Annotated in this window: 16 protein-coding genes; 3 read left to right on the top strand and 13 right to left on the bottom strand. The window is 70.6% G+C overall.

All coding sequences use genetic code 11. The annotated features are described in order from the left end of the window. Positions 1-12 precede the first annotated feature (12 nt). Positions 13-192 carry a hypothetical protein gene (locus ACFYPN_RS13895; RefSeq protein ID WP_358760924.1) on the top strand — a complete coding sequence of 60 codons (180 nt, stop codon included), beginning with the start codon at positions 13-15 and terminating at the stop codon, positions 190-192. 188 nt (positions 193-380) lie between these two features. Here ACFYPN_RS13895 and ACFYPN_RS13890 read toward each other — a convergent pair whose 3' ends face one another. Then, positions 381-1,337, bottom strand: coding sequence for a DUF389 domain-containing protein (locus tag ACFYPN_RS13890; RefSeq protein WP_358760923.1), 957 nt, complete (start codon positions 1,335-1,337; stop codon positions 381-383). 413 nt (positions 1,338-1,750) lie between these two features. Between ACFYPN_RS13890 and ACFYPN_RS13885 the strand changes: the two genes are divergently transcribed. After that, on the top strand, positions 1,751-2,572 hold the full coding sequence (locus ACFYPN_RS13885; protein ID WP_389298268.1) for a DUF429 domain-containing protein: 822 nt from the start codon (positions 1,751-1,753) through the stop codon (positions 2,570-2,572). A gap of 125 nt (positions 2,573-2,697) precedes the next feature. Here the strand turns inward: ACFYPN_RS13885 and ACFYPN_RS13880 are convergent, their stop codons facing one another. The 3 genes from ACFYPN_RS13880 to ACFYPN_RS13870 form a co-directional block, all read right to left on the bottom strand. Next, positions 2,698-5,106: a glycoside hydrolase family 6 protein gene (locus ACFYPN_RS13880; protein WP_389298266.1), complete on the bottom strand. Its 2,409-nt coding sequence runs from the start codon at positions 5,104-5,106 to the stop codon at positions 2,698-2,700. A gap of 310 nt (positions 5,107-5,416) precedes the next feature. After that, positions 5,417-8,185: a glycoside hydrolase family 48 protein gene (locus ACFYPN_RS13875; RefSeq protein WP_358760958.1), complete on the bottom strand. Its 2,769-nt coding sequence runs from the start codon at positions 8,183-8,185 to the stop codon at positions 5,417-5,419. Between the two features lie 167 nt (positions 8,186-8,352). Continuing rightward, complete coding sequence (locus ACFYPN_RS13870; protein WP_358760920.1) at positions 8,353-9,897, bottom strand: endo-1,4-beta-xylanase; 1,545 nt, start codon at positions 9,895-9,897, stop codon at positions 8,353-8,355. 1,172 nt (positions 9,898-11,069) lie between these two features. Between ACFYPN_RS13870 and ACFYPN_RS13865 the strand changes: the two genes are divergently transcribed. Beyond that, on the top strand, positions 11,070-11,255 hold the full coding sequence (locus ACFYPN_RS13865; RefSeq protein WP_389298264.1) for a PxKF domain-containing protein: 186 nt from the start codon (positions 11,070-11,072) through the stop codon (positions 11,253-11,255). A 204-nt stretch (positions 11,256-11,459) separates the two neighbouring features. On the opposite strand, the gene ACFYPN_RS13860 is transcribed toward ACFYPN_RS13865, so the two are convergent. The 9 genes from ACFYPN_RS13860 to ACFYPN_RS13820 form a co-directional block, all read right to left on the bottom strand. Continuing rightward, positions 11,460-12,785 (bottom strand): MFS transporter, encoded by a 1,326-nt coding sequence (locus ACFYPN_RS13860; RefSeq protein ID WP_389298262.1) that lies wholly within the window; start codon positions 12,783-12,785, stop codon positions 11,460-11,462. A 61-nt stretch (positions 12,786-12,846) separates the two neighbouring features. Beyond that, entirely contained in the window at positions 12,847-14,115 is a 1,269-nt protein-coding gene (ngcE, locus tag ACFYPN_RS13855; RefSeq protein ID WP_389298260.1) for an N-acetylglucosamine/diacetylchitobiose ABC transporter substrate-binding protein, read from the bottom strand. Positions 14,116-14,132: 17 nt separating this feature from the next. Beyond that, a complete protein-coding gene (locus ACFYPN_RS13850) occupies positions 14,133-15,275 on the bottom strand; it encodes an acyl-CoA dehydrogenase family protein (protein WP_358760916.1) in 1,143 nt (380 codons plus the stop codon). Continuing rightward, positions 15,272-16,069, bottom strand: coding sequence for an HAD family hydrolase (locus ACFYPN_RS13845; RefSeq protein ID WP_358760915.1), 798 nt, complete (start codon positions 16,067-16,069; stop codon positions 15,272-15,274). The genes ACFYPN_RS13850 and ACFYPN_RS13845 overlap by 4 nt, the downstream gene beginning before the upstream one ends. Further along, positions 16,066-17,490: a condensation domain-containing protein gene (locus tag ACFYPN_RS13840; protein ID WP_358760914.1), complete on the bottom strand. Its 1,425-nt coding sequence runs from the start codon at positions 17,488-17,490 to the stop codon at positions 16,066-16,068. The genes ACFYPN_RS13845 and ACFYPN_RS13840 overlap by 4 nt, the downstream gene beginning before the upstream one ends. Further along, a complete protein-coding gene (locus ACFYPN_RS13835; RefSeq protein ID WP_358760913.1) occupies positions 17,487-18,221 on the bottom strand; it encodes a 4'-phosphopantetheinyl transferase superfamily protein in 735 nt (244 codons plus the stop codon). The genes ACFYPN_RS13840 and ACFYPN_RS13835 overlap by 4 nt, the downstream gene beginning before the upstream one ends. Continuing rightward, positions 18,188-18,940 carry a class II aldolase/adducin family protein gene (locus ACFYPN_RS13830; RefSeq protein ID WP_358760912.1) on the bottom strand — a complete coding sequence of 251 codons (753 nt, stop codon included), beginning with the start codon at positions 18,938-18,940 and terminating at the stop codon, positions 18,188-18,190. The genes ACFYPN_RS13835 and ACFYPN_RS13830 overlap by 34 nt, the downstream gene beginning before the upstream one ends. Then, the gene (locus ACFYPN_RS13825) at positions 18,937-19,647 is read right to left on the bottom strand and encodes a dihydrodipicolinate reductase C-terminal domain-containing protein (protein WP_389298256.1); all 711 of its coding nucleotides are present in this window, start codon (positions 19,645-19,647) and stop codon (positions 18,937-18,939) included. The genes ACFYPN_RS13830 and ACFYPN_RS13825 overlap by 4 nt, the downstream gene beginning before the upstream one ends. Next, positions 19,637-19,900: a hypothetical protein gene (locus ACFYPN_RS13820; protein WP_358760910.1), complete on the bottom strand. Its 264-nt coding sequence runs from the start codon at positions 19,898-19,900 to the stop codon at positions 19,637-19,639. The genes ACFYPN_RS13825 and ACFYPN_RS13820 overlap by 11 nt, the downstream gene beginning before the upstream one ends. Positions 19,901-19,914 lie beyond the last annotated feature (14 nt).

The following is a 19,914-nucleotide window of genomic DNA, read 5'->3' as shown; positions in this document are numbered from 1 at the left end:
CAGGAGACGACGATGAGCGAATGGACCGTGCACGGCACCCGACCCATCTACACCAGCCCCTGGGCGGCGACACCTACCGGCATCTGGTGGGCGACCCGGCGTGCCACTGGCCGGACTGCTCGCCGGTCCGTGCTGAGCCGGGCGCTCGGCGCCGCCGCGGTCGATTCGATGCGCCGGTTTCCTGGTGCGTAACAGCTCTCTGGCCAGGGGTCACCGCGTTCTCAAGTCGCTCGGACTGGCGGGACTCGGGACGTGGTGCCGTTGCCGCACCTCCATCCGGAGTTGCGGGACAGCCCTCGGGGCTGCTCACCGGCGAGTGGATCGCGGTGCCGCGTGTTTCGTGGGCGTCCTTCGCTCCGTGGGCGAGGACGGGCGGGCGGTCAGCCGAGGTCCCGGCCCCCGGCGGTGGCGTCCTGTCGTTGCCGGTGGGCCCAGAGTGCCTTCTGGGCGAGGAGCGTGAGGGTGCCGGCGAGCACGATGCCGCCGAGGTTGGCGAGGAGTTGCTGCGAGGAGCCCGTGGTCTGCGCGTAGTCGGAGTAGCTGAACGCCACCGCGGCGTTGGCCGCGGCCGGCACGGTCGTCACCGAGATCGTCACCCCGATCAGCGCGGCCGACTTCGACGAGGTCAGCGACAGTGTTCCGGCGATGCCCGCGAGGAACGCCACGATGAACGACATCCAGTCCGGCTGCCAGATGAAGGAGGTGTTCGGCCGGTCCGCCTCCACCATCGTCCTCGTGAACAGGCCGCAGGCGTCCAGCAGCCACGCGAACCCGGCCGTCAGCACCATCGCCGCCGCGAACCCGCCGATCAGAGCAGCCAGCGAACGGACCACCAACCGGGGCGCCCGCTGCACCAGGGCGGTGGAGACACCGGCCAGGGGCCCGAACTCGGGCCCCACCGCCATCGCGCCGACGATCAGGATCGCGTTGTCCAGCATCACGCCGACCGCCGCGAGCATCGTGGCGATCGTCAGGAAGGCGACATAGGTGACGCTGAACGTCGATTCCTCGTGGGTGACCTCCTCCAGCTCCTCCCACAGCACCGCGTCGGCGCCCTCGCCCGGCGCCTCCTCCTCGGCCCTGTCAGCGTGCTTCGAGAGCGTGAGGTCCACGTTCTCCACCGTGACGGCACCGGTGCGGTCGATCCCGAGCCGGCGCAGCTCGCCGATGAGTTCGTCCCCCGCCTCCCGGGCGACGTCGCACAGCACCAGGTCACCCGCCGGTGACCTGGCCGCACCCGGCAGGACGGCGAGGTGGGTGGTGCCCACGCTGTCGTCGAGCAGCCGGACCACCTCGTCCGTACGGTCGGCCGGCACGATCAGACGGAGATGCAGCACAGGGGGACACCCTCTCAGCGACCGGCCGGGGGCGAGAAGTCGGCCGGGCCGGCAGAGATGACGAGACGACAGCCGCGGGACCTCGCGGTCCGGGCCGGTACCAGGGTGCCACGAGGCCGCGCCGGACGGACGACCGGCGTCCTGCCGCCGGCGTGCGGACGGTCGGTCCGTCACGGCTGCGCGTGTGCGTCCCGTGCGCCGCCTCGTCCACACGGCGTGAAGGGGCCTGCAGATCAAGGGTCCGGCAGGAAATAGAATGGGCGACGCGACTGACGCACCGGCAGTCCCGGCCCGCCGGACGGGACGTCACGGCCGGAGCTCCTGCCGCGCCCCGGGTCTCTCTCGCCACGGTCGGAGGCCAACCGCTGTCGGCGTCGTCCCCTCCGGCGCCCCGAAGGAACGGAAGCCCCGGAGTGCGGAACGTGGTGGACCGCCCGCCCATGGTGACGGTCGGCATCGACCTGGCCGGCTACACCGGAACGACCGGGGTCTGCCGGGTCACCTGGGCGGAGAGACCGGTCGTCGAGATCCTCGACGCGAGGAACGACGAGGACCTGTTGGCGGCGATGCGCAGCGCCGACAAGACCGGCCTCGATGCGCCCCTCGGCTGGCCGGTGGCGTTCACCTCCCTGCTCGCCGCCCACCGAGCCGGCACGAAGCTGCCCCTGCGGTCCCGCTACCTGCCGCACGTCGACGGCCGTGACGGGCTGGGCCGGTTCACCCACCGTCTCACCGACGACGTGGCGTGGAAGCGCACCGGGGCGGGCAGGCAGCGCCCCCTCTCGGTCGCCGCCGACAAGCTGGGCGTCGTCGCCATGCGGGCGGTGGATCTCCTGGAACGCCTGTCGGAGGAGGGTCCCGTCGTCCCGCGGGACGGCTCCGGTCCGGTCGTGGAGGTCTATCCGGCGTTCGCGCTGATCATGTGGGGGCTCGCGAGCAAGGACAGCTACAAGAACGCCAAGCCGGCCGCCCTCCTCGCGCGGGCCGGCATCCTCGCCGGGCTCGTCGACGGCTTGGGGCTCGATGTCGGTGAGCGGGAGCGCGACCGGTGCACGCGCAGTGACCACGACCTGGACGCCCTGATCTCTGCGGTCGTCGCACGGGCCGCCGCGTGCGGGATGACCCATGCGCCGGCCACCGACGAGGAGCGTGCCCTGGCCGCGGTGGAGGGGTGGATGCACCTGCCGGGACGGGGCCTTCCGCTCGCCGCCGTACGGGCCGGAGCGACTTCCTGAGCCGCGGTCACGACACGACCCGCCCCCCGCCGGACATCCGGCGGGGGGCGGGTCGTCGTCGCAGGCTATCCATGGCCCGGGGCCGTCACCGCGTCACCACGGTGGCGGGGGAGTGGGCCGCTGGATCAAGGGGCGGTGCCCCAGGAGAGCGTGCCGCCCACGTACGCGCCGATCTTCGAAGCGTCGGCGAAGGACGTGTTCGTCGAGCGGCTGTAGTCGTCCGCCTCGCTGAAGTTGGACCAGTCGCTCTTGTTCAGCCGGAGCTGGATCTCACCGGTGGAGGCGCCGGCGGCCAGGGTGCCGCTGCCGAAGCTGACGTCCAGGTAGTGGCTGGCGCCGGCCGCGGAGCCGCCGCCCGTCACACCGAGAGTCAGAGAGCCACAGCCGATGACCGCGTAGTCGCATGCGGTGCCGAAGGTGGAGGCCCCCGCCTCGGGGGTGAACCAGTAGCGCAGCTTCACCGTGGACAGGTTCACCGCGGTGGTGCCGGTGTTGACCACCTGGAGGGACATCCGGATCTGGTTGTCGGTGGCGGAGGAGTCCGTGTTCTTGTACTGGACCTTGAGGGTGCCCGTGCCGGTGCCGGTGCCCGCCGAGGTGGTGACGGAGAGGGCGCTGGAGGCGGCCGAGACGTTACCGGCGGCGTCCTTGGCCTTGACCGTGTAGCTGTAGGCGGTCGAGGCGGTGAGGCCGGTGTCCGTGTACGAGGTGGTGGTGGAGGAGCCCACCTTCACTCCGCCGCGGAATACGTCGTAGCCGGTCACGGCGGTGTTGTCGGTCGACGCGGTCCAGGAGAGCGAGACGCTGCTGCTGGTCTTCGCCGACGACGTCAGGCCGGTCGGGGCGGTCGGCGCCTGGGTGTCGGTGCCGGTGCCGGTGCCCGCCGAGGTGGTGACGGAGAGGGCGCTGGAGGCGGCCGAGACGTTACCGGCGGCGTCCTTGGCCTTGACCGTGTAGCTGTAGGCGGTCGAGGCGGTGAGGCCGGTGTCCGTGTACGAGGTGGTGGTGGAGGAGCCCACCTTCACTCCGCCGCGGAACACGTCGTAGCCGGTCACGGCGGTGTTGTCGGTCGACGCGGTCCAGGAGAGCGAGACGCTGCTGCTGGTCTTCGCCGACGACGTCAGGCCGGTCGGGGCGGTCGGCGCCTGGGTGTCGCCTCCGGTGCCGCCGCCGGTGATCGGCGGGTAGGCGTTGCGCACGAGCTCCTGGAACTGTGCGGAGAACCAGTGACCCGCGAGCGGGGAGTTCGGCAGGGCGCCGGTCATGCTGTTGCCGTTGCGGCCGTTACCGGTGTACGTGGGGTCGCACATCCGGTCGAAGCCCTTGCCCTCGTCGTTCGCGACGGGGGCGCTGTTGCCGTCCGACTCGCCCGGGGGCTTGGCCCAGACGTACGCGTCGATGCCGGGCTCCGGGGCGGCGGTGGGACGCTCGCCGATGCCGGCGCCGCTCTGGTTGCACCAGTTGCCCGCGTGGATGCGCCGGTCGACCCGGCCGCCGTCCACATAGGCGTCCACGCTGGTCAGCGGACCGGGGGCGGTGGGCCGGGCGGTGCCGCCCCAGCCGTTGCGGGCCGTGTCGATCAGCATGCCGATGTTGGAGTTGAAGCCCTGGCTCACCAGCAGGGTGCGCAGCGCCTGGGCGAACGTCAACTCGTCGGTGTAGTAGTTCCAGTCGATCCACTTGGACTGGCGCACCGTGGTGCCGTTCACCGAGTCGGTGATCTTGATGTTCGGCTCCTTGAGAGCCGAGTAGTTGGCCGTGTTGACGATGAAGCCCGCGACGTCGTTGACCGTGGCGCCCTCGGACGTGGCGGCCTTCTTGAACTCGGCCGCGGCCGGGCTCATGTTGGTGTCCCAGCCCAGCCAGCCGTGGTGCGCGGCGTCGATGTAGTTGTAGACGTTGGGGATGGCGCCCAGGGTGTGCAGGGCGTAGCCGATCCCCTTCTCGTAGTTGCCGTTCGCCTTCATCGTCGCGCAGGCGTCGGTCGAACCGGCCGTGCCACCCGCGTTGGTGACGATGTTGGGCAGCGAGTCGGGCTCGATGATCGTGACGATGCGCAGGCTCGCGTACGCCGGGTCGGCGAGGATGTCGGAGATCGGGTCGATGTACTCGCTCTCGTACCGGCCGAGCTCCGTGGGACCGAGCTCACCGTTGGACGCCAGCGCGGCGCAGTCCCGTCCCGGCAGGTCGTAGATGACGACCTGGAACAGGTTCGCGCCCTGGGCCAGCGCCGTGTCGAGGTGCGCCCGCAGGCCCCTCGCCTCGGAGGAGCCCTGGATGGCCGCGATGCGGTCCATCCAGACGAAGGCCGGCGTGTTGGCGATGGCGGCGCCGCCCGGTTCGGCCGCGGCCTTGGCGGACCAGTCGGGGTTCACGTAGGCCGTGGCGCCCACGTAGGGGTTGTCGACCCGGGCCGCGGCCGCGGCCGAGGCCGGGGCGGGGAGGGCCACGGCCAGTGCCGCTCCCATGGCCAGGGCGGAGACTGCGGCCAGTCTCCGGCGCAGCCCGTTCTTGATGGTGCCTCTGGTACTCATTGCGGCTCCGTGCTCCTCTCGTACGCCTGCGGGTGCTCCCCGCTGACGGTTCGTGGGGGGTTGACCGAGAGAGGTGGCCCCGTGGAGGGTTCACCGCTCCCGTCAGGCCCCGTCGGTGGGGACGGGGGCCTGCGGTGCGTGGGTGCTGTCTTCAGGACACGGGTGTCAGGAGGACGGCGGTGTCGCGAGGACGGTGGTGCTACCCGATGGCGGGTACGGCGGGGCGGTGGGTGACCCGCCATCGGGAGTGTGTGGGGTGGCCGGCGTGGTCAGTGGCCGGTCACGGTGGGGTGGAACGCGGGGCGGGCGGTCACGGGGCGACCCCCCAGGCGAGGGAGCCGGCGACGTAGGCGCCGACCTTGGAGGAGTCCGCGTACGCCGTGTTGGTGCCGCGGCTGTAGTCGTCGCTCTCGTTGAAGTTCGACCAGTCGCTCTTGTTGAGCCGCAACTGGAGCTCGCCCGTCGAGGCGCCGGCGGCCAGGGTGCCGGCGCCGCCGGTGAAGCCGACCTCCAGATAGCGGTCGGCGCCCGTCTTCGGGGCGGATGCGGCGACCACCGCGTGGGTGATGTTGGACGAGCCGAGCGCGGCGTAGTCGCAGTACGTTCCGAAGGTGCTGGGGCCGCCGTCGGAGGAGAACCAGTACCGCAGCTTCACGGTCGAGAGGTCGATCGGGGCGCTGCCCGTGTTGACCACCTGGAGGCCCAGCCTGATCTGGTTGTCGCCGGCCGAGGAGTCGCTGTTCTTGTACTGGACCTTCACCGCGCCGGTGCCGGTCGAGCCACCCGCCTTCGTGGTGGCGTTCACCGCGGCCGACAGCGCCGAGGTGTTGCCCCCCGCGTCCCGGGCGGCGACCGCGTAGCTGTACGCGGTGGCGGCGGCGAGGCCCGGGTCCGTGAAGGTCGTGGTGGTGGCGTTCCCCGCCAGGACCCCGTTGCGGTACACGTCGTAGCCGGTCACGGCGACGTTGTCGGTGGCCGCCGACCAGGAGAGCGAGACGCTGTTCGCGGTCGTCGCCGTCACGATGAGGCCGGCCGGGACCGTCGGCGCCTGGGTGTCCCCGCTGGGCACGCCGCCGCCCTCCACCAGCAGTTCCGCGTAGATCGCGAAGGCCAGCGCGAGCGCCGCCTGCGCCCAGAACCGGTGGTAGGTGAACGTGGGCGCGGCGCCGCCGTCCAGGTAGGCCTGCACCTTCGGCCAGTCCGGGTCGTTCTTGTACCAGCTGCGGATGCTGATGAAGGTCGAACCCGGCTTGACGGGGTCGCCGTTCGGCATCTTGCCCGACCAGCCGGCGGGGATGTACACCTCGTCGTCGAACCGGTTGTAGTCGCGCCGCGTCTCCGGCACCGAGATGCCCTTGGTGGTGGCGTTCAGCGCCATCGCGTCCAGCAGCGCCTTGGCGAGCGCCGCGGCGTTCTTGTCACCCGACTTGGCGGCGTAGTAGGTGAGGGTCTTGACGTACGCGGCGCCCACACCGACGTCGTTGGCGTAGTCCACCACCGTGACGTGCAGGCCCGCGTTGGTCCCGGGGGACGCCGCGTTCCAGGTGTCGGGCTGGCCGGACCAGTTGAGTGTGGAGGGGAACCGGAAGCTGCCGTCGGCGCCCACCGTCGTCTCGGACGAGGCCCAGGCAACCCACTTGGAGAGCACGGCCTTCGCGGACGCGTTGCCCGTCTCGTGGTAGTACGCCGCGAGGCGCTCCATGCCCCACGCCTGGAAGCCGAACCAGTTGTTGCTCGCCGGGTCGTGGTAGACCGGCTGCCAGTCGTACGCCATGCCGTAGAAGGTCGGCGTGCCGGCCGGCGGCTTGCTGTAACTCCCCTCCCAGCTGTTGGTGCAGCCGCCGGCGAACGCTCCCTCGCTCGACTGGAGCCAGGTCAGGAACTCCAGCTGGCGGGTCAGGCTCTTGGACCAGTCGCCCCTGGCCGTGGCCGACTTGGGAGTCAGCGCCGGTACGTTGGACAACGCCCAAGCTGCCAGCGGGTTCTGGTAGCCCTGGTGGGAGGCGCTGTCGCCGATGCGCCAGGCCCATCCGCCGCCGCTGCCCGCCGCGGCACCGCCCCAGGCGTAGTACCAGGAGAGCAGGTAGTGCTGGGAGTCACGGCCGGAGGCGGCCGGGCAGGAGACCGGGTCGGTGCAGTCGCCGACCCGCTTGAAGTACTTGTCGAACATGGCGTACCGGAGGTAGTCGCCCATCTTGGCGGCTTTCGCGAGCGAACCCGCGACCTCACTCGCCTTGCCCTGGGCCGTGGCCCAGCGGTACGCCCAGTAGGCGGCCTGCACCGCGCGGGCGTCGGCGTCCGGCGCGTTGGTGTACTTCCACTGCTTGGAGTAGCTGGAATCGCCGACGAAGAGATCGAGGTAGCCGTTGGGGCCGCCGTACTTGAACAGGTCCGTGGTGGGCTGCGGAACCGTTTCCCACACCGATTCCTGAGCACCGCGCTGGTAGGTGTTGATGAAGGAGGCCCCCGCGCCGGGCCCCGACTCGCCGCCGGTGCCCGGCTTGTTGCCGTAGCCGTAGACGTTGTCCAGGTCCATCAGCCAGTGCATGCCGTAGACGTCCATCGTCCCGTAGGACGAGGCGAGTTCGGTGGCGAGGGGGTCCGCGCCGGACTTGACCGTGCCGTTCAGGGCGGAGGGGTAGCCGCTGGGCAGCGGGTGCTCCGGGGCGTAGGTCGCGGGAGCCGACGGGTTGTAGCTGTCGGCGGTCGACTGGTCCGCGTGCTGGGGAATGATGGTCTTCTCGGCCACGGCCCAGGCCGCGTTGAAGGGCGCCCAGTTCCCGGTGACCCTGCCGTACGCGGCCTCCAGCCACATCCAGAAGCTGACCGCCTCCGAGGTGGTCTGGTGACCGTGGTCGGGGGCCTCGACCATCAGGGTCTCGACGGAGTGGTAGGGCAGGCCGTCCGGGCTGAAGTAGCCGTTGGCGGCCGCCTTGATCTTGCCGTACTGGGTCAGGAAGGCCTGCGTGTAGGGGTCGTCGGCCGCGGCCGTGGCCCCGGTCGCAGAGGCACCGGTGCCGGCCGCCGGGGACGCGGTCTTGGCGACGGCGACGCCCTGCGCCATGCCGATGGCGAGCACGCTGCCACCCAGGGCGCTGCTGAACGTTCTCCGTGAAATCGACACAAATCCTCCGCTGGCGGGTGTCGTTGGGGGGAAGGCGGGGTGAAGGGGGAAGAGAAGGGGGGTGGGGCTGAGTGGGGGAGCGCGGTGGGATGCGCGGGGTGGGGCGGCCGGTGCGGCCGGGGTCAGGGCTCGATGCCCCAGACCCGCTCGCCACCGATGTAGACCGCGACCTTCGGGGCGTCCGCGTACGGGGCGCCGCTGCCGTAGCTGTAGTCGTCCGACTCGTCGAAGGCGGACCAGTCCGTCTTGTTCAGCCGCAGCTGGATCTCGCCCGTCGCGGCGCCCGGGGCGAGGGTGCCGCTGCCGAAGCCCACTTCGAGGTAGTGGTCGGCGCCGGCCGCCGGGGTGCCCATCGCGACCACCCGATGGGTCACGGTGGAGCAGCCGATCGGCGACCAGTCGCACCAAGTGCCGTACGTGGCGGCCCCGTTGCCGGAAGTGAACCAGTACCGGACCGTCACGTCCGACAGACTGACCGCCGTCGTGCCCGTGTTCACCACTTGGAGGCCGGGCTTGATCTGGTTGTCGCGCGCCGACGAGTCGTTGTTCCGGTACAGCGCCTTGAGCGCCCCCGCGTCGCCGTTGCCCCCGCCGTCCCCGCCGCCGTCCTCGCCGCCCAGAGCGGCGCGCGTGGCGGAGTAGGCGGGCTTCGGCAGCAGGTTCTCGTCGTACAGATTGGCCGCGCCCTCGCCGGGGAACGTGCTCGGGACCCAGGAGTACTTGTCCGTGTAGTCCCAGACCGTGATGCCGACGCAGCGCTCCACCGCCAGGCATGCCTCGACCACCTGCCGGTAGTACGAGGACTGCGTGGCGGACTTGGCCGTGTCGGCGGGCAGTTGCATGCGGACATCGAGTTCCGTGACGGCCACGTCCAGGCCGAGGTCGGCGAACCGCCTCATGTTCGCCTGCATCTGGTAGGGGAAGCCGTACTGGACGGCCAGGTGCGCCTGCATCCCGATTCCGTCGAGCGGCACGCCCTCGTCGACCAGTTCGGTGGCCAGGGCGTACATGGCGTCGCTCTTCGCGCCGAGCCCCTCGATGTTGTAGTCGTTGAGGTACAGCTTCGCGTCCGGGTCCGCGGCGTGGGCGGCGCGCAGGGCGGTGGCGATGTAGTCGGTGCCCATGGCGTTGTAGAAGGGGCTGGTGCGGAAGGTCCCGTCCTCGTTGAACGGCTCGTTCACCACGTCCCACGCGGCGACCGCGCCGCGGTAGTGCGTGGCCTCCTCGGTGATGTGATGGGTCATCGCCGCCTCGACCTGGGCCGGTGGCAGAGCGCCGACCCAGTTCGGCAGCTGGTTGTGCCAGACGAGCGTGTGTCCCCGCACGGTCTGGTCGTGCCGCGCCGCGAAGTCGGTGATCACATCACCCTTGGCGAAGTTGAACTGGCCCTGGACGGGCTCGGTGGTGTCCCACTTCATGGAGTTGCCAGGGGTGATCTGTCCGAACTCGGACCCCAGGGTGGCCGCGTAGGCGGCGTCGGTCAGCTCGGAGTTGTCCGTGGCGGAGCCGAAGTACTTGCCCTGGACGGTGGCGAGTTCGTGCAGTGTGCCGTGCTGGGCCGCCGTCGCCGGCCCACCCGTCAGGGAGAGGGCGAGGGTGAGGGCTCCGGCCAGGAGGGTCGGGATTCCCCCGGAGCGGCTGTGTGTGCAGCGCTTAACCGAGCTCATGGCAAACGCCTTCCTCTGCCGGGCAGCGTGGAGCGCGGCAGGGCGCGGCTGCGCCCCGCCACGCCCTCTTCTCCACCCGGTACGGGGAGGGAAGAGGGGGTGAGGTGGACTGTGCGAGTACAAGGTGTGGGAGCGCTCCCAAGGTGGCGCGGTGATGCGCACCTGTCAAGACCTGAATCACAACTGCCTTACGAGCGTGTTAACGCGACCACACGTTGAACGGGCTTTCCGGCGAGTCCGGTTGGCGCCGCCGAAGGGGCGTGCCGCGCGACCGGAGGGGCGGTGCCGGCTGCGGGCGAGCGTTCTCGACAGCGGGAAGAGCAGCACGGGATCCGTGCCGTCGGCGCGTGGCCAATCGCCCTCGCGCGGCGTGGATCGTGTCGTGCCTCGCCTTGCCGGCGACGTGCGGAGCGGGCTCGTCGAGGTGGCGCGTGCGAACGTCGAACTTTGCTTCCGGGACCGTCAAAAGGTGACGCTTGTGGATGCGGAGCCGCTTGCGCTCAGGCCCGGTTGCGTGCTTCCCCGGCCGACGGACCGAGAGTATGCACGCGACGCCGCTTCCCGAAGGGGAGGCCCTGGCTGATGCGGCTCCGGCCTCGCTCGTCCAGGCGTGCGGGCTCGTGCTGGCTGGTTCTCCACCTCGCGGTGTGGCCGTCCGTGTCGGCCGCCATGCGTACCCCCGGGGGTGGTCAGGTCGCGTCCAGCGGGGCGCCGGGCAGTCGGCGTGATGACCGGCGGCACCCTCATGGTTTGCGGAAGAGAAGCGCACGGATACGGAACAACGGCGAGGATCCCGCGCCCCGGACCGCCTTGGATGACTGGGCCCCCAAGCCGTGCTCCCGGATCTGCCGGGAGCCGCTGCCGACCTGTCGGCCATGGATGGATCGGGCTCGCCCACGCCGCCCCCCGACGCGTGCTCCTCGCGCAGGACTGCTCGGTGCGGGAGCGGTGGATGTCGTCGCGACGTCCCACCGGAGGCGCAAGCGGCGGAACCCGTGGAACGGGTTGTCGTGCGCTCGGGCACCCCCCGGTGAACGCCGAGCCGCCGTCAACGGTGGCTCCTTCCTGAGGGGCGGGCCGGGCGGCGGGACACGGAACCGGGCCGAGAACCCGGCGCCGCGGTGGGCCCGCTCGACCTCTTGCACCGTCGGTCCGGCCACTCAGGAATGGATGTGGAGAAAGAGCACTCCACCGGTGAGCCCCGTGCAAGGATCGTCCCCGGTAGCGCTCCGCACGCGGCCGACGGCACGAACTCCTCCGTGTGGAAAACCGGGAAGGCGTGGGCGGGCACCTGCCGCAGGTGCCGTCTGACCCTTGCCGACGGCACCGACCACCTCGCCGACTTCCGGTTCGAGTAAACAGGTTCACGTCACCAGCTTCACGTCGCCGGGTCCAAGTCACCAGGTCCAAGTAACCACGGCACTCCCACGCAGGGGGCCGCTCGCCCCGGAGCCGTGGGGTACGGGCGGCCCGTCGACCCGTCGTCGCATGCGGCGCCCGACGGCGTGCCGGTCTTCACCAAGTGCAGCCAGGAGGGCGCCCGTCCGGGCCAGGAATGCCTTTCAGCCGGCGGGTTCCTCCACAGCTGCGATCTTCACGGCGTCGCCACGTCGGGAACTCCTGACCGATGACAGGGCGAGCAGGAGGGCGGGCAGCACCACGATCGCGGCGATGACGTTGAGTGCGGGGAAGCCGTAGGTGCCGACGACGACACCGGAGCCCGCGCTGCCCAGGGCTCCGCACAGCAGCATCAGGGTGTCGGAGCCTCCTTGGGCGAGCAGCCGGTGTTCGGCTGTCACCGACTCCGACAGGAGTACGGAGCCGGTGACCATGACGCACGACCAGCCGAGACCGAGCAGGAACAGGCCCAGTGCGGACGACCAGGACACGGTCGCCGGGGACGTCCCGAGCGTCAGGAACGAGACCAGGCTGAGCAGCAGCCCGACCACCAGGGTGGTGGGACGTCCGATGCGGTCGGCCAGCCGGCCGAAGACCGGAGAGAACCCCGACATGCCGGCCAGGTGAAGGCTGAACGCGAACCCGACCCAGCCCATGGACATTCCTGAGTGGCTGATGTGCAGCATCGTCATCGCCATCAGGGACACCATCACGAGGTGGCTGGTGGACAGGGCCACCAGGCTCAGTCTGGCGTCGGGGGCGGCGTAGGTGCTGAGGGGGGCGATGCGGCGGGGTTTGTCGCGCTCGCCGGGCGGTCGAAGTCCCTGCCGGGAGTGCAGCAGCGGATCGGGCCGCAGCCAGATTCCGATCATGCCGACCGCTGTCAGGAATCCGACCAGGGCGAACAGGAAGTTGCCCGAGAGGTCGGGCATGTCCAGGGCGTGGTCGACGGCGGCTGCCGCGCCGGACAGGTTGGGCCCGGTGATCGAGCCGATCGTGGAGGCCCAGAGCACGAAGGAGACCGCCCGGCCCCGGTCCTTCTCCGTGGCCAGGTCACCGGCGGCGAACCGGGCCTGCAATCCCGCCACCTGAGCCGATCCGTAGAGAATCATGCCCAGGACGAACAGCCAGAAGTTCGCCGACAGCGCGGCGGCCACGCACACCGCCGCTCCCACCGCGCCCACCAAGTACCCGGACATCAGCGCGCGCCGTCGGCCGTGCTGGTGGGCGACCGCTGCCAGGACCGCCGCCGCGGCGGCGGAACCCAGCGTCGAGGCGGTCAGCTCCAGCCCGACCAGCTCCGGAGAGCCGGCCAGGTCCGCCGCCATCAGCGTGGCCACGCCGAAGCCGGTGGCGACCCCGACGCCCGCCACGATCTGGGTGAGTGCCAGGGAGCGCACCGTGCGCCGCTGCAGTCGTTCGCGGCCCGCGCTCCCGGGCCCGTACTCCCCCTCACCGGTCGGGTCGGTCCTGTTGTCCTGCGCGCACATGATGGCTCCGGTCTTCGACTTGTCGACGGGCCCGGCTCCCGCGGGAGCCGGGCCCGCGGGGTCAGCGTGGGTACTTGGCGATGGTGGGGTCGGCAGCGATGAGGTCGGACTCCCGCTGGCAGCGGATGCTCCACTCGCGCGGGGTGATGTCGCCGGTCATCAGCTCGGCCGTGACGCGGCCCAGTCCCTTGTACAGGTCCCGGTAACGCAGGTGGAAGCCGATGGCGAAGGTGTTCTCGCCGGCGCGCTCGATCACGTCCCGGACCACTCCGAGGCTGCCGCCCGGAGGCAGGCCGTCCGCCGCTCCGGCCACCACACTGAGTTCCTCGGTGCTCCCGGAGAAGGTGCGGGCGACCTGACGCGAGGTGATGATGCGCAGCAGCTCCAGGCCCCCGTTGGGGTTCTTCGCCTTGGTCGGCACCATGAACGGCTCACCGGCTACCGCCATCACGGCCTCGTAGGGGAGGGCGTTGGCCGTGCCGATGCTGGGCACGGGGGCGAGCCGCATCTCGAAGCCCGCCGGAGTGATGCCGCGCATCTCGCTCTCCAGCCAGGAGCCGCAGGGGATGAACGCCGCCTTGCCGCGTACGAACTGCTCCTGCGCCTCCATGTACGTCATCCGGGAGGTGCCGGGCAGGATGTAGTCCCGGCGGACGAGCTCGTACATGGCCTCGGCCGCGGCGACGACCGCGTCCGCCCGCCACGCGTGCGGTTCCAGGTTGTCGATGTCGCGCACGATGTGCGGGCCGGCGAGCTTCGTCGCCATCGACAGCAGGACCCGGAAGAGCGGTGCCAGGAAGTCACCCGCGTACGTCCAGGGCGCGATCCCGGCACTCTTGATCTCTGCGCACAGCTCCAGCATCCCCTCCCACGTCCTGGGATACTCCCAACCGTGCTCGTCGAAGATGGACTTGGCGTGAAACAGGTCGAACACCTTGTACGCGTAGTTGATCGCGTAGCAGCGTCCGCCGAAGGTGGTCATCTCCAGGGTGCCGGGCAGCAACGACTCGGCGACGGTCCGGCTGGGATCGTCCACCGAGGGCGATTCGAGCAGCGGGGTCAGGTCCGTGAGCTGCCCCTCGTGGGAGAGCCTGCCGAGGTCCATCATCGCCAGGCCGGACGAACTCGCCAGGTCCGGCGGGTTCCCGGCGACGAACCGGGGCTCCAGGGCGGCGGGTACGTCGTTGACGCCGGTGTGCAGGACTTCGGAGCCCGGAAAGCGCTCCTGGTAGATCGACTCGGCGAGCCTGATGAAGGCGTCGTCGTAGCCGGCCTTGTGCGCCACGACTTCCAGGGACGCGTTCGCCGGTACCTCGAACAGACTGTCCATACCGCTCTCTCCTCTTCTCACAGTGCGCCCGAGATGACGACGCGCTGGATCTGATTGGTGCCTTCGACTATCTGGAGCAACTTCGCTTCCCTCATCCAGCGTTCGACCGGATGGTCCTTCACGTAGCCGTAGCCGCCGAGTACCTGGACCGCGTCGGTGGTCACGCGCATCGCCGTGTCGGTGGCGAACAGCTTCGCCTTGGCCGCGTCGACGGAGTGGGGTCTCCCGTGGTCCCGGAGCCGGGCCGCGGACACCACCAGCGCCCGTGCCGCCGAGATCTGGGTGGCCATGTCGGCGAGCATGAAGCCCACTCCCTGGAAGGAGATGATGGGCTGGCCGAACTGCTCACGGGACCTCGCGTACCGCGCGGCGTAGTCCAGCGCCGCCTGGGCCAGTCCCACCGCACAGGCCGCGTTGGAGAGGCGCCCGACATCGAAGGCGTTCATCGCGAGAAGGAAACCCTTGCCCTCCCGGCCGATCAGCCGGTCGGCGGGAACCCGCGCCCCTTCGAAGACCATCTGGGCGGTCGGGGACGAGGAGACCCCCATCTTGTTCTCGCGTCGCTGCGGCAGCACACCCGGGGTGGCGGCGTCGACCGACAGGCACGACAGGCCGCGGGCGCCGGGACCGCCGGTGCGGCAGTAGACGGTGTAGAAGTCGGCGACCCCGCCGTGCGTGGTCCAGGACTTCGTACCGTCCACCACGTAGACGTCGTCCTCACGGGCCGCCCTGGTCGTCACCGAAGCGGCGTCCGAGCCCGCCTGCGGCTCCGACAGGCAGGTCGCGCCGATGAGTTCACCGCCGAGCATGTCCGGCAGGTACCGCTCGCGCTGCTCCGGCGACCCGTGGTGCACCATCCCGTAGCAGGACAGCGTGTGTACGTACACCGATTCGGCCACACAGAGCCACCGCTGTGCGAGCACCTCCAGGACCTGTACGTACACCTCGTAGGGGACCCCTCCGCCGCCGTATTCGACGGGATAGGGGAGTCCCAGGAACCCGGAACGCCCGAGCGTGCGCAGCACCTCCCGGGGGAACTCCGAGCGGGCCTCGAACTCGTCGGCGCGTGGAGCGAGTTCGCGGTCGGCGATGTCGGTCGCCAACCCGATCAGGTCCGCCGCGTCCTGCGAGGGCAGGATCCTCTGCACTTTCGCCGTCACAGCGCCACTGCCTTTCCCACGATCCGTTCCAGAACGAACGCCACTCCGTCGTCGTCGCACCCGGGCGCCACCTCGTCGGCCAGCGGATGGAGTTCGGGCCGGCCGTTGGCCATCATCACGCCGTGCCCGGCCCACGCCAGCATCGGCAGATCCGCCTCCGCATCGCCGAACGCGACGACCTGCGAAGCGTCGATCCCCCGGGCCTCGCAGAGCCGCTTCAACGTGCCGACCTTCGTGACTCCGGGAGCGACGAGGTCGACGAAACCCCTGCCGTGATGGGCGACGTCCGCGAGGCCGTCCACGACGCGTGCCATCGCGTCGGGGCGGTGTTCGCCGAGGTCGTCACCGATCGCCCACATCTTCAGGACCGGCTCGTCGATGAGGAGCGGGTCGGCGTGGAAGGAGGGGCCGATCAGGAGCCTGCCGGAATATCCGTGCTGGTAGCCGAGCGGTCCCGACCGCAGGGCCCAGCCGAGGCGCAGGCGGGGGAAGCTCCCGGCGACGCGCCGCGCGATCTCCACCGAGTCCGCGGGGGCCAGAGTGCTGCTCCACGTCAGGGCTGTGGACGGCAGGGTGTGGACTGCCGCTCCGATGCAGCACACCGCTTCGCCGGTCAGCGAGAGATCGGACACGAATCCCTCGATGGCGGCGGAGTGTCGGGCGGTGACGAAGACGATCTCCACTCCCGCGTCCCGCGCCCGTGCCACCGCGGTACGCGTCCTCGCCGAGATCGAGCGGTCCGAGCGCAGCAGGGTGCCGTCCAGGTCCACCGCGGCCATCTTGAAATCGTTCATGACCGCCCCGCCCGCACGTCGAACAGCTCGTGCACCCGGGTCGACGGACTCTCGGTCCCGAGCGCCAGGACCCTGTCGAGTTCCGCGAGGAAGTCCTTCGCCCACGCCTCGCCGTAGCGGTCGCTGCGGTACCGGAACTCGAGGGAGATCCCGTCGGGCCGGCGGAAGCCGAGGACCCGCAGGCCACCTCTGGGGACCTCCGGCGTGGGCAGCGTGACCCGTCGCACCGAGAGCCCCGGCGGCTGGGTGAAGGTGTCCATCGCGTAGTCCAGTACGTCGAAGTTGAGGTACGGGGGCATGCCGGCCGGGTCGCCGTAGCGGGCGCCGTACTGCGGGTGGCCGAGTTCTTTCATGATCAGGGAGTGCGGAATCCGCTGGTGCCGCATGGCGTCCCAGAGGGTGCGTCCCACCAGGCCCACCAGCTCCGAGAAGGGCGTGGACCCGTCGAACGTGGTGCGGAAGGTGGCCACGGTCGCCAGATAGCCGACGAGGTGCTGCGTCTCGGGCCGGGTCCTGTTGCCCAGTGAGCCGAACAGGGCGACCGTGCCCGCCGCCTCGTCCCCCACGGTGTCGAGTCTCCGCCGCCACACCGTGGCCTTCACCGCGGCACCCACGACGGAGATGAGGCTGGTGCCGAGCGACTCCGCGAACGCGTCGATGGACTTGGTGCGTTCGTCGTCGATGAAGGTCGACAGTTTCACCAGCCTGGCGGGTCCTTCGACGCCGCCCGCCGGATCGACCAGTCCGGACGAGGGGATGGGGTCGATACCGTCGAACTGCTTGCGCCAGTAGCCCATCAGACGTTCGAGCACCGGACCGCGCAGGTAGTCGCGCTCCCATGCGGCGAAGTCGGGGAACTGCACCGGGAGCTCGGGAAGCCGCGGTTCCCGTCCTGCGGCCAGCGACGCGTAGAGGGCGAAGAGTTCGCTGATCAGGGTGCGCACCGAGAGAGCGTCGATGTTCACGTGGTCCATGGTCATGCACAGCACATGGGTGTTCTCGTCCACCCTGACCACCATCCGGCGGAACAGCGGTCCGGTGGCGAGTTCGAACGGCCGGCAGGCATCCTCGGCCAGCAGGGCGAGAGCATGGTCCATGCGCCGGTCGGGCGCGGTGTCCTCGACCGACACCACGCGCAGGGGCTCTCCCAGGTCGGGCAGCACCACCAGGGTGTGGCCGGCCGGATCGACCGGGAAGCACAGGCGGAGCGACTCGTGCCGGCGGCCGAGGATCTCCAGACAGCGTTCGAGCAGGGGGACGTCCAGGGGCCCTTCGAAGATCAGACCCACCGGAATCTTGTTGTTGACCAACTGCACGTGCCGACCGGTCTCGAGCCGTTCCTCCTGGGTGAAGGAGACGGGAAGCCGCCCTTCGCGTGCCGTGGGGGTGATCAGCAGCGGTGATGCGTGCGGGGTGGTCACGGTGTCCTTTCGGCGGGGAGCTCCGGAAGACCCGAAGCGGCTGGGGGAGGCGGGGGAACGGCGGGGCCGACGGTCAGGACGTGTACCGCACCCGGTGGCCCGGGCGGATGGGAGACGGCCACGGCGACGAGGTCCCCGGCGAACGGGGGCAACACCCGCCACCTGTGGTCGCGCCACCGGCCGGCCAGTTGGAACGGGACGACAGGCACCCGCCCGGGACGGAAGGCGACCCCTTCTCCGCACGCCTTCAGACATGACTCCTGCACCGTCCACATGGCGGTGAAGACGCGCGACCGCAGGCCCTCCGGGAGCGACGCCATCCGCTCGCGGTCCTGCGGGCGGCAGCAACGGGCGATCAGACCGGCGGACGGCAGGACCGGCGTCTGCACGTCCACCCCGACGTCCCGGCCGGTGGCCACCGCGACCGCCACCAGGTTGCCGCTGTGCGAGATGCTGACCCCGATCGGGACGTCCGTGAGCAGCACCGGCTTCCCCCGGGAGTCGGGCCGTACGGGAGCGGCGGCGTACTCCGTACCGAACAGGCGGCTCAGCGACCAGCGCAGCAGACTCCGTCCCTCGCGGTAGTCCTGCCTGGCCGCGGCGGGACGGTCGCGCAGGCCTTCTCGGTCCACGTCGCTCAGCGGGGTGTCCGCGAACGCGCCCCGCCGGGCGAGCGCGACCTGGATGCCGGGCCCCCTCACGCCCGCGGCCAGGAAGAGGCATCCGGGCACGCGCGGCGTACCCGGCGCACGCTGTGGTCCCAGTAGGAGCGCACGGACAGGTCCGCGTAGATGAAGTCCCGCTTCAGCCGGACGTCCTGGAGGCTGGAGGAGGTGTATCGCGCGCCGCTGCTCTCGGCGAGCAGCTGCAGGCGGCAGGCGCGCTCCAGCACGGTCGCGAAGACCGCCGCGTGCCGGACGCTCTTGCCGACCACCACACCGCCGTGGTTGCGCAGGAACACCCCGTTGCCATCCGCCAGAGCCTCGGCGATCGCGTCCCCGGTGCCGATGTCCAGCACCGTGTTGCTGGTGGTGGTGAACAGACCGGTCCGGCCCGCGAACCACGCTCCCTCGTGGGAGACCGGCCGCAGTTCGAGGTCGGTGGCTCCGAAGACCAGAGTGTGGGGCGCATGGGAGTGGACGATGGCGTTCACATCGGGCCGGGCCCGGTAGATGGCCTGGTGCAGGGGGAGTTCGGGCGGTGCGAGAGACGGCGCGGGCCGGGTGTGGTCCACGTGCGCCAGGACGATCTGTTCCGGTGTGGCCTCGTCGAAGCCGCACAGGGCGTTCTTGATGTAGAAGGTGTCCGACCCCGGCGCGCGGGCGGAGATCTGCCCCTGGTTGAAGTCGTCGTGTCCGTCGAGCGACAGCATGCGCGCGCCCAGGGCGATCTGGGTGAGGAGCCGCTGACGGGTCGTCGAAGCCGGATTCGTCCCGGAGATCACAGTCATGGGCACTCCGCTGCGTGGTGGTGGAGCAGGTCCTCGTAGACCGCGTCCATGGACTCCATTCCTGCCTTCCTCCCGTGCACCCACCGGGCCGCCGCCACCGCGCCGGCCGCCGCGGCCTCCAGCGATCCGACGGAGTGGCACAGCGACAGCGTCTCGGCCCGCCACGTCCACATCACCTCGTGGTCGCTGACCGGAAGGCCGCCACGGAGTGAGCTGACGTCGTCGGGGTCACCGCCGCTCAGCCGCGACCAGGTGCGTCCCAGCTCCACCGCGGTGGCGCTGGGCCGGTGCGCTTTGGCCACCGGGTGGCGTTCCCGTACGCTCGCCCGCGGCCTGAGCGCGTCGGGCAGGGCCGCGACCTCGCGGAGCAGCCGGGTCTGGAGGTAGTGGCCGAGCGTGAGATTCGCCGCCCGGACGACCGGCACCGTCCGGGCCAGGACGTGAAGCTCGTCCCACTGCCGGTCGTCGAGGTTGGACACGCACTCGATGAGCGGGGTCCGGTTGCGCTCGCAGTACTCGCGCACCTCCTCCTGCGCACCGGGCCCGCTGGCATCGATCACGACGTCGGGTGTTCCCGTCGGCCGCCGGCCGTGCCGCGTTCCGGTGAGGACGACGGACAGCCCCTCCGCACGGGCGTGCCCGGCGATGGCGTTGCCGAGCCGCCCGCCGCCGATGACGCCGACCGAGGGACCCGGCTCACGCCTCAACCGACTCCATCCCCTTCCGCACGAGGGGGACCAGGGTGTCCAGGCTCTCGAACGGCTCGGTGCCGGCGTCGGGGTCTATGTACACCCCGAGGTCGTTCTCGATCGCGTCGATCAGCCGCATGTACGAAAGGGACGAGTAGTTGAGTCCGCGCAACGCCCCGTTGGCGTCGGCGATGTCCGCCTCGGTGATGTTGCCGTCCCCCGATTCGATGACGAGCGCGACCAACCGGGCACGCAGAGCGTCGTCGTTCATGTCTGTTCTCCTTG

The sequence above is a fragment of the Streptomyces sp. NPDC005576 genome, from assembly GCF_042871745.1.
Taxonomy (GTDB): Bacteria; Actinomycetota; Actinomycetes; order Streptomycetales; family Streptomycetaceae; genus Streptomyces.
The sequence above is the reverse complement of the archived record's forward strand: the minus strand, read 5'-3'. Positions and strand labels throughout refer to the sequence as shown.

Excerpts from the sequence above, each read along its gene's own strand:
- ACFYPN_RS13895 (WP_358760924.1), top strand. The coding sequence starts at position 13 with ATGAGCGAATGGACCGTGCACGGCACCCGACCCATCTACACCAGCCCC.
- ACFYPN_RS13880 (WP_389298266.1), bottom strand. The coding sequence starts at position 5,106 with ATGAGTACCAGAGGCACCATCAAGAACGGGCTGCGCCGGAGACTGGCC.
- ACFYPN_RS13870 (WP_358760920.1), bottom strand. The coding sequence starts at position 9,897 with ATGAGCTCGGTTAAGCGCTGCACACACAGCCGCTCCGGGGGAATCCCG.
- ACFYPN_RS13860 (WP_389298262.1), bottom strand. The coding sequence starts at position 12,785 with ATGTGCGCGCAGGACAACAGGACCGACCCGACCGGTGAGGGGGAGTAC.
- ngcE (WP_389298260.1), bottom strand. The coding sequence starts at position 14,115 with ATGGACAGTCTGTTCGAGGTACCGGCGAACGCGTCCCTGGAAGTCGTG.
- ACFYPN_RS13845 (WP_358760915.1), bottom strand. The coding sequence starts at position 16,069 with ATGAACGATTTCAAGATGGCCGCGGTGGACCTGGACGGCACCCTGCTG.
- ACFYPN_RS13830 (WP_358760912.1), bottom strand. The coding sequence starts at position 18,940 with ATGACTGTGATCTCCGGGACGAATCCGGCTTCGACGACCCGTCAGCGG.
- ACFYPN_RS13820 (WP_358760910.1), bottom strand. The coding sequence starts at position 19,900 with ATGAACGACGACGCTCTGCGTGCCCGGTTGGTCGCGCTCGTCATCGAA.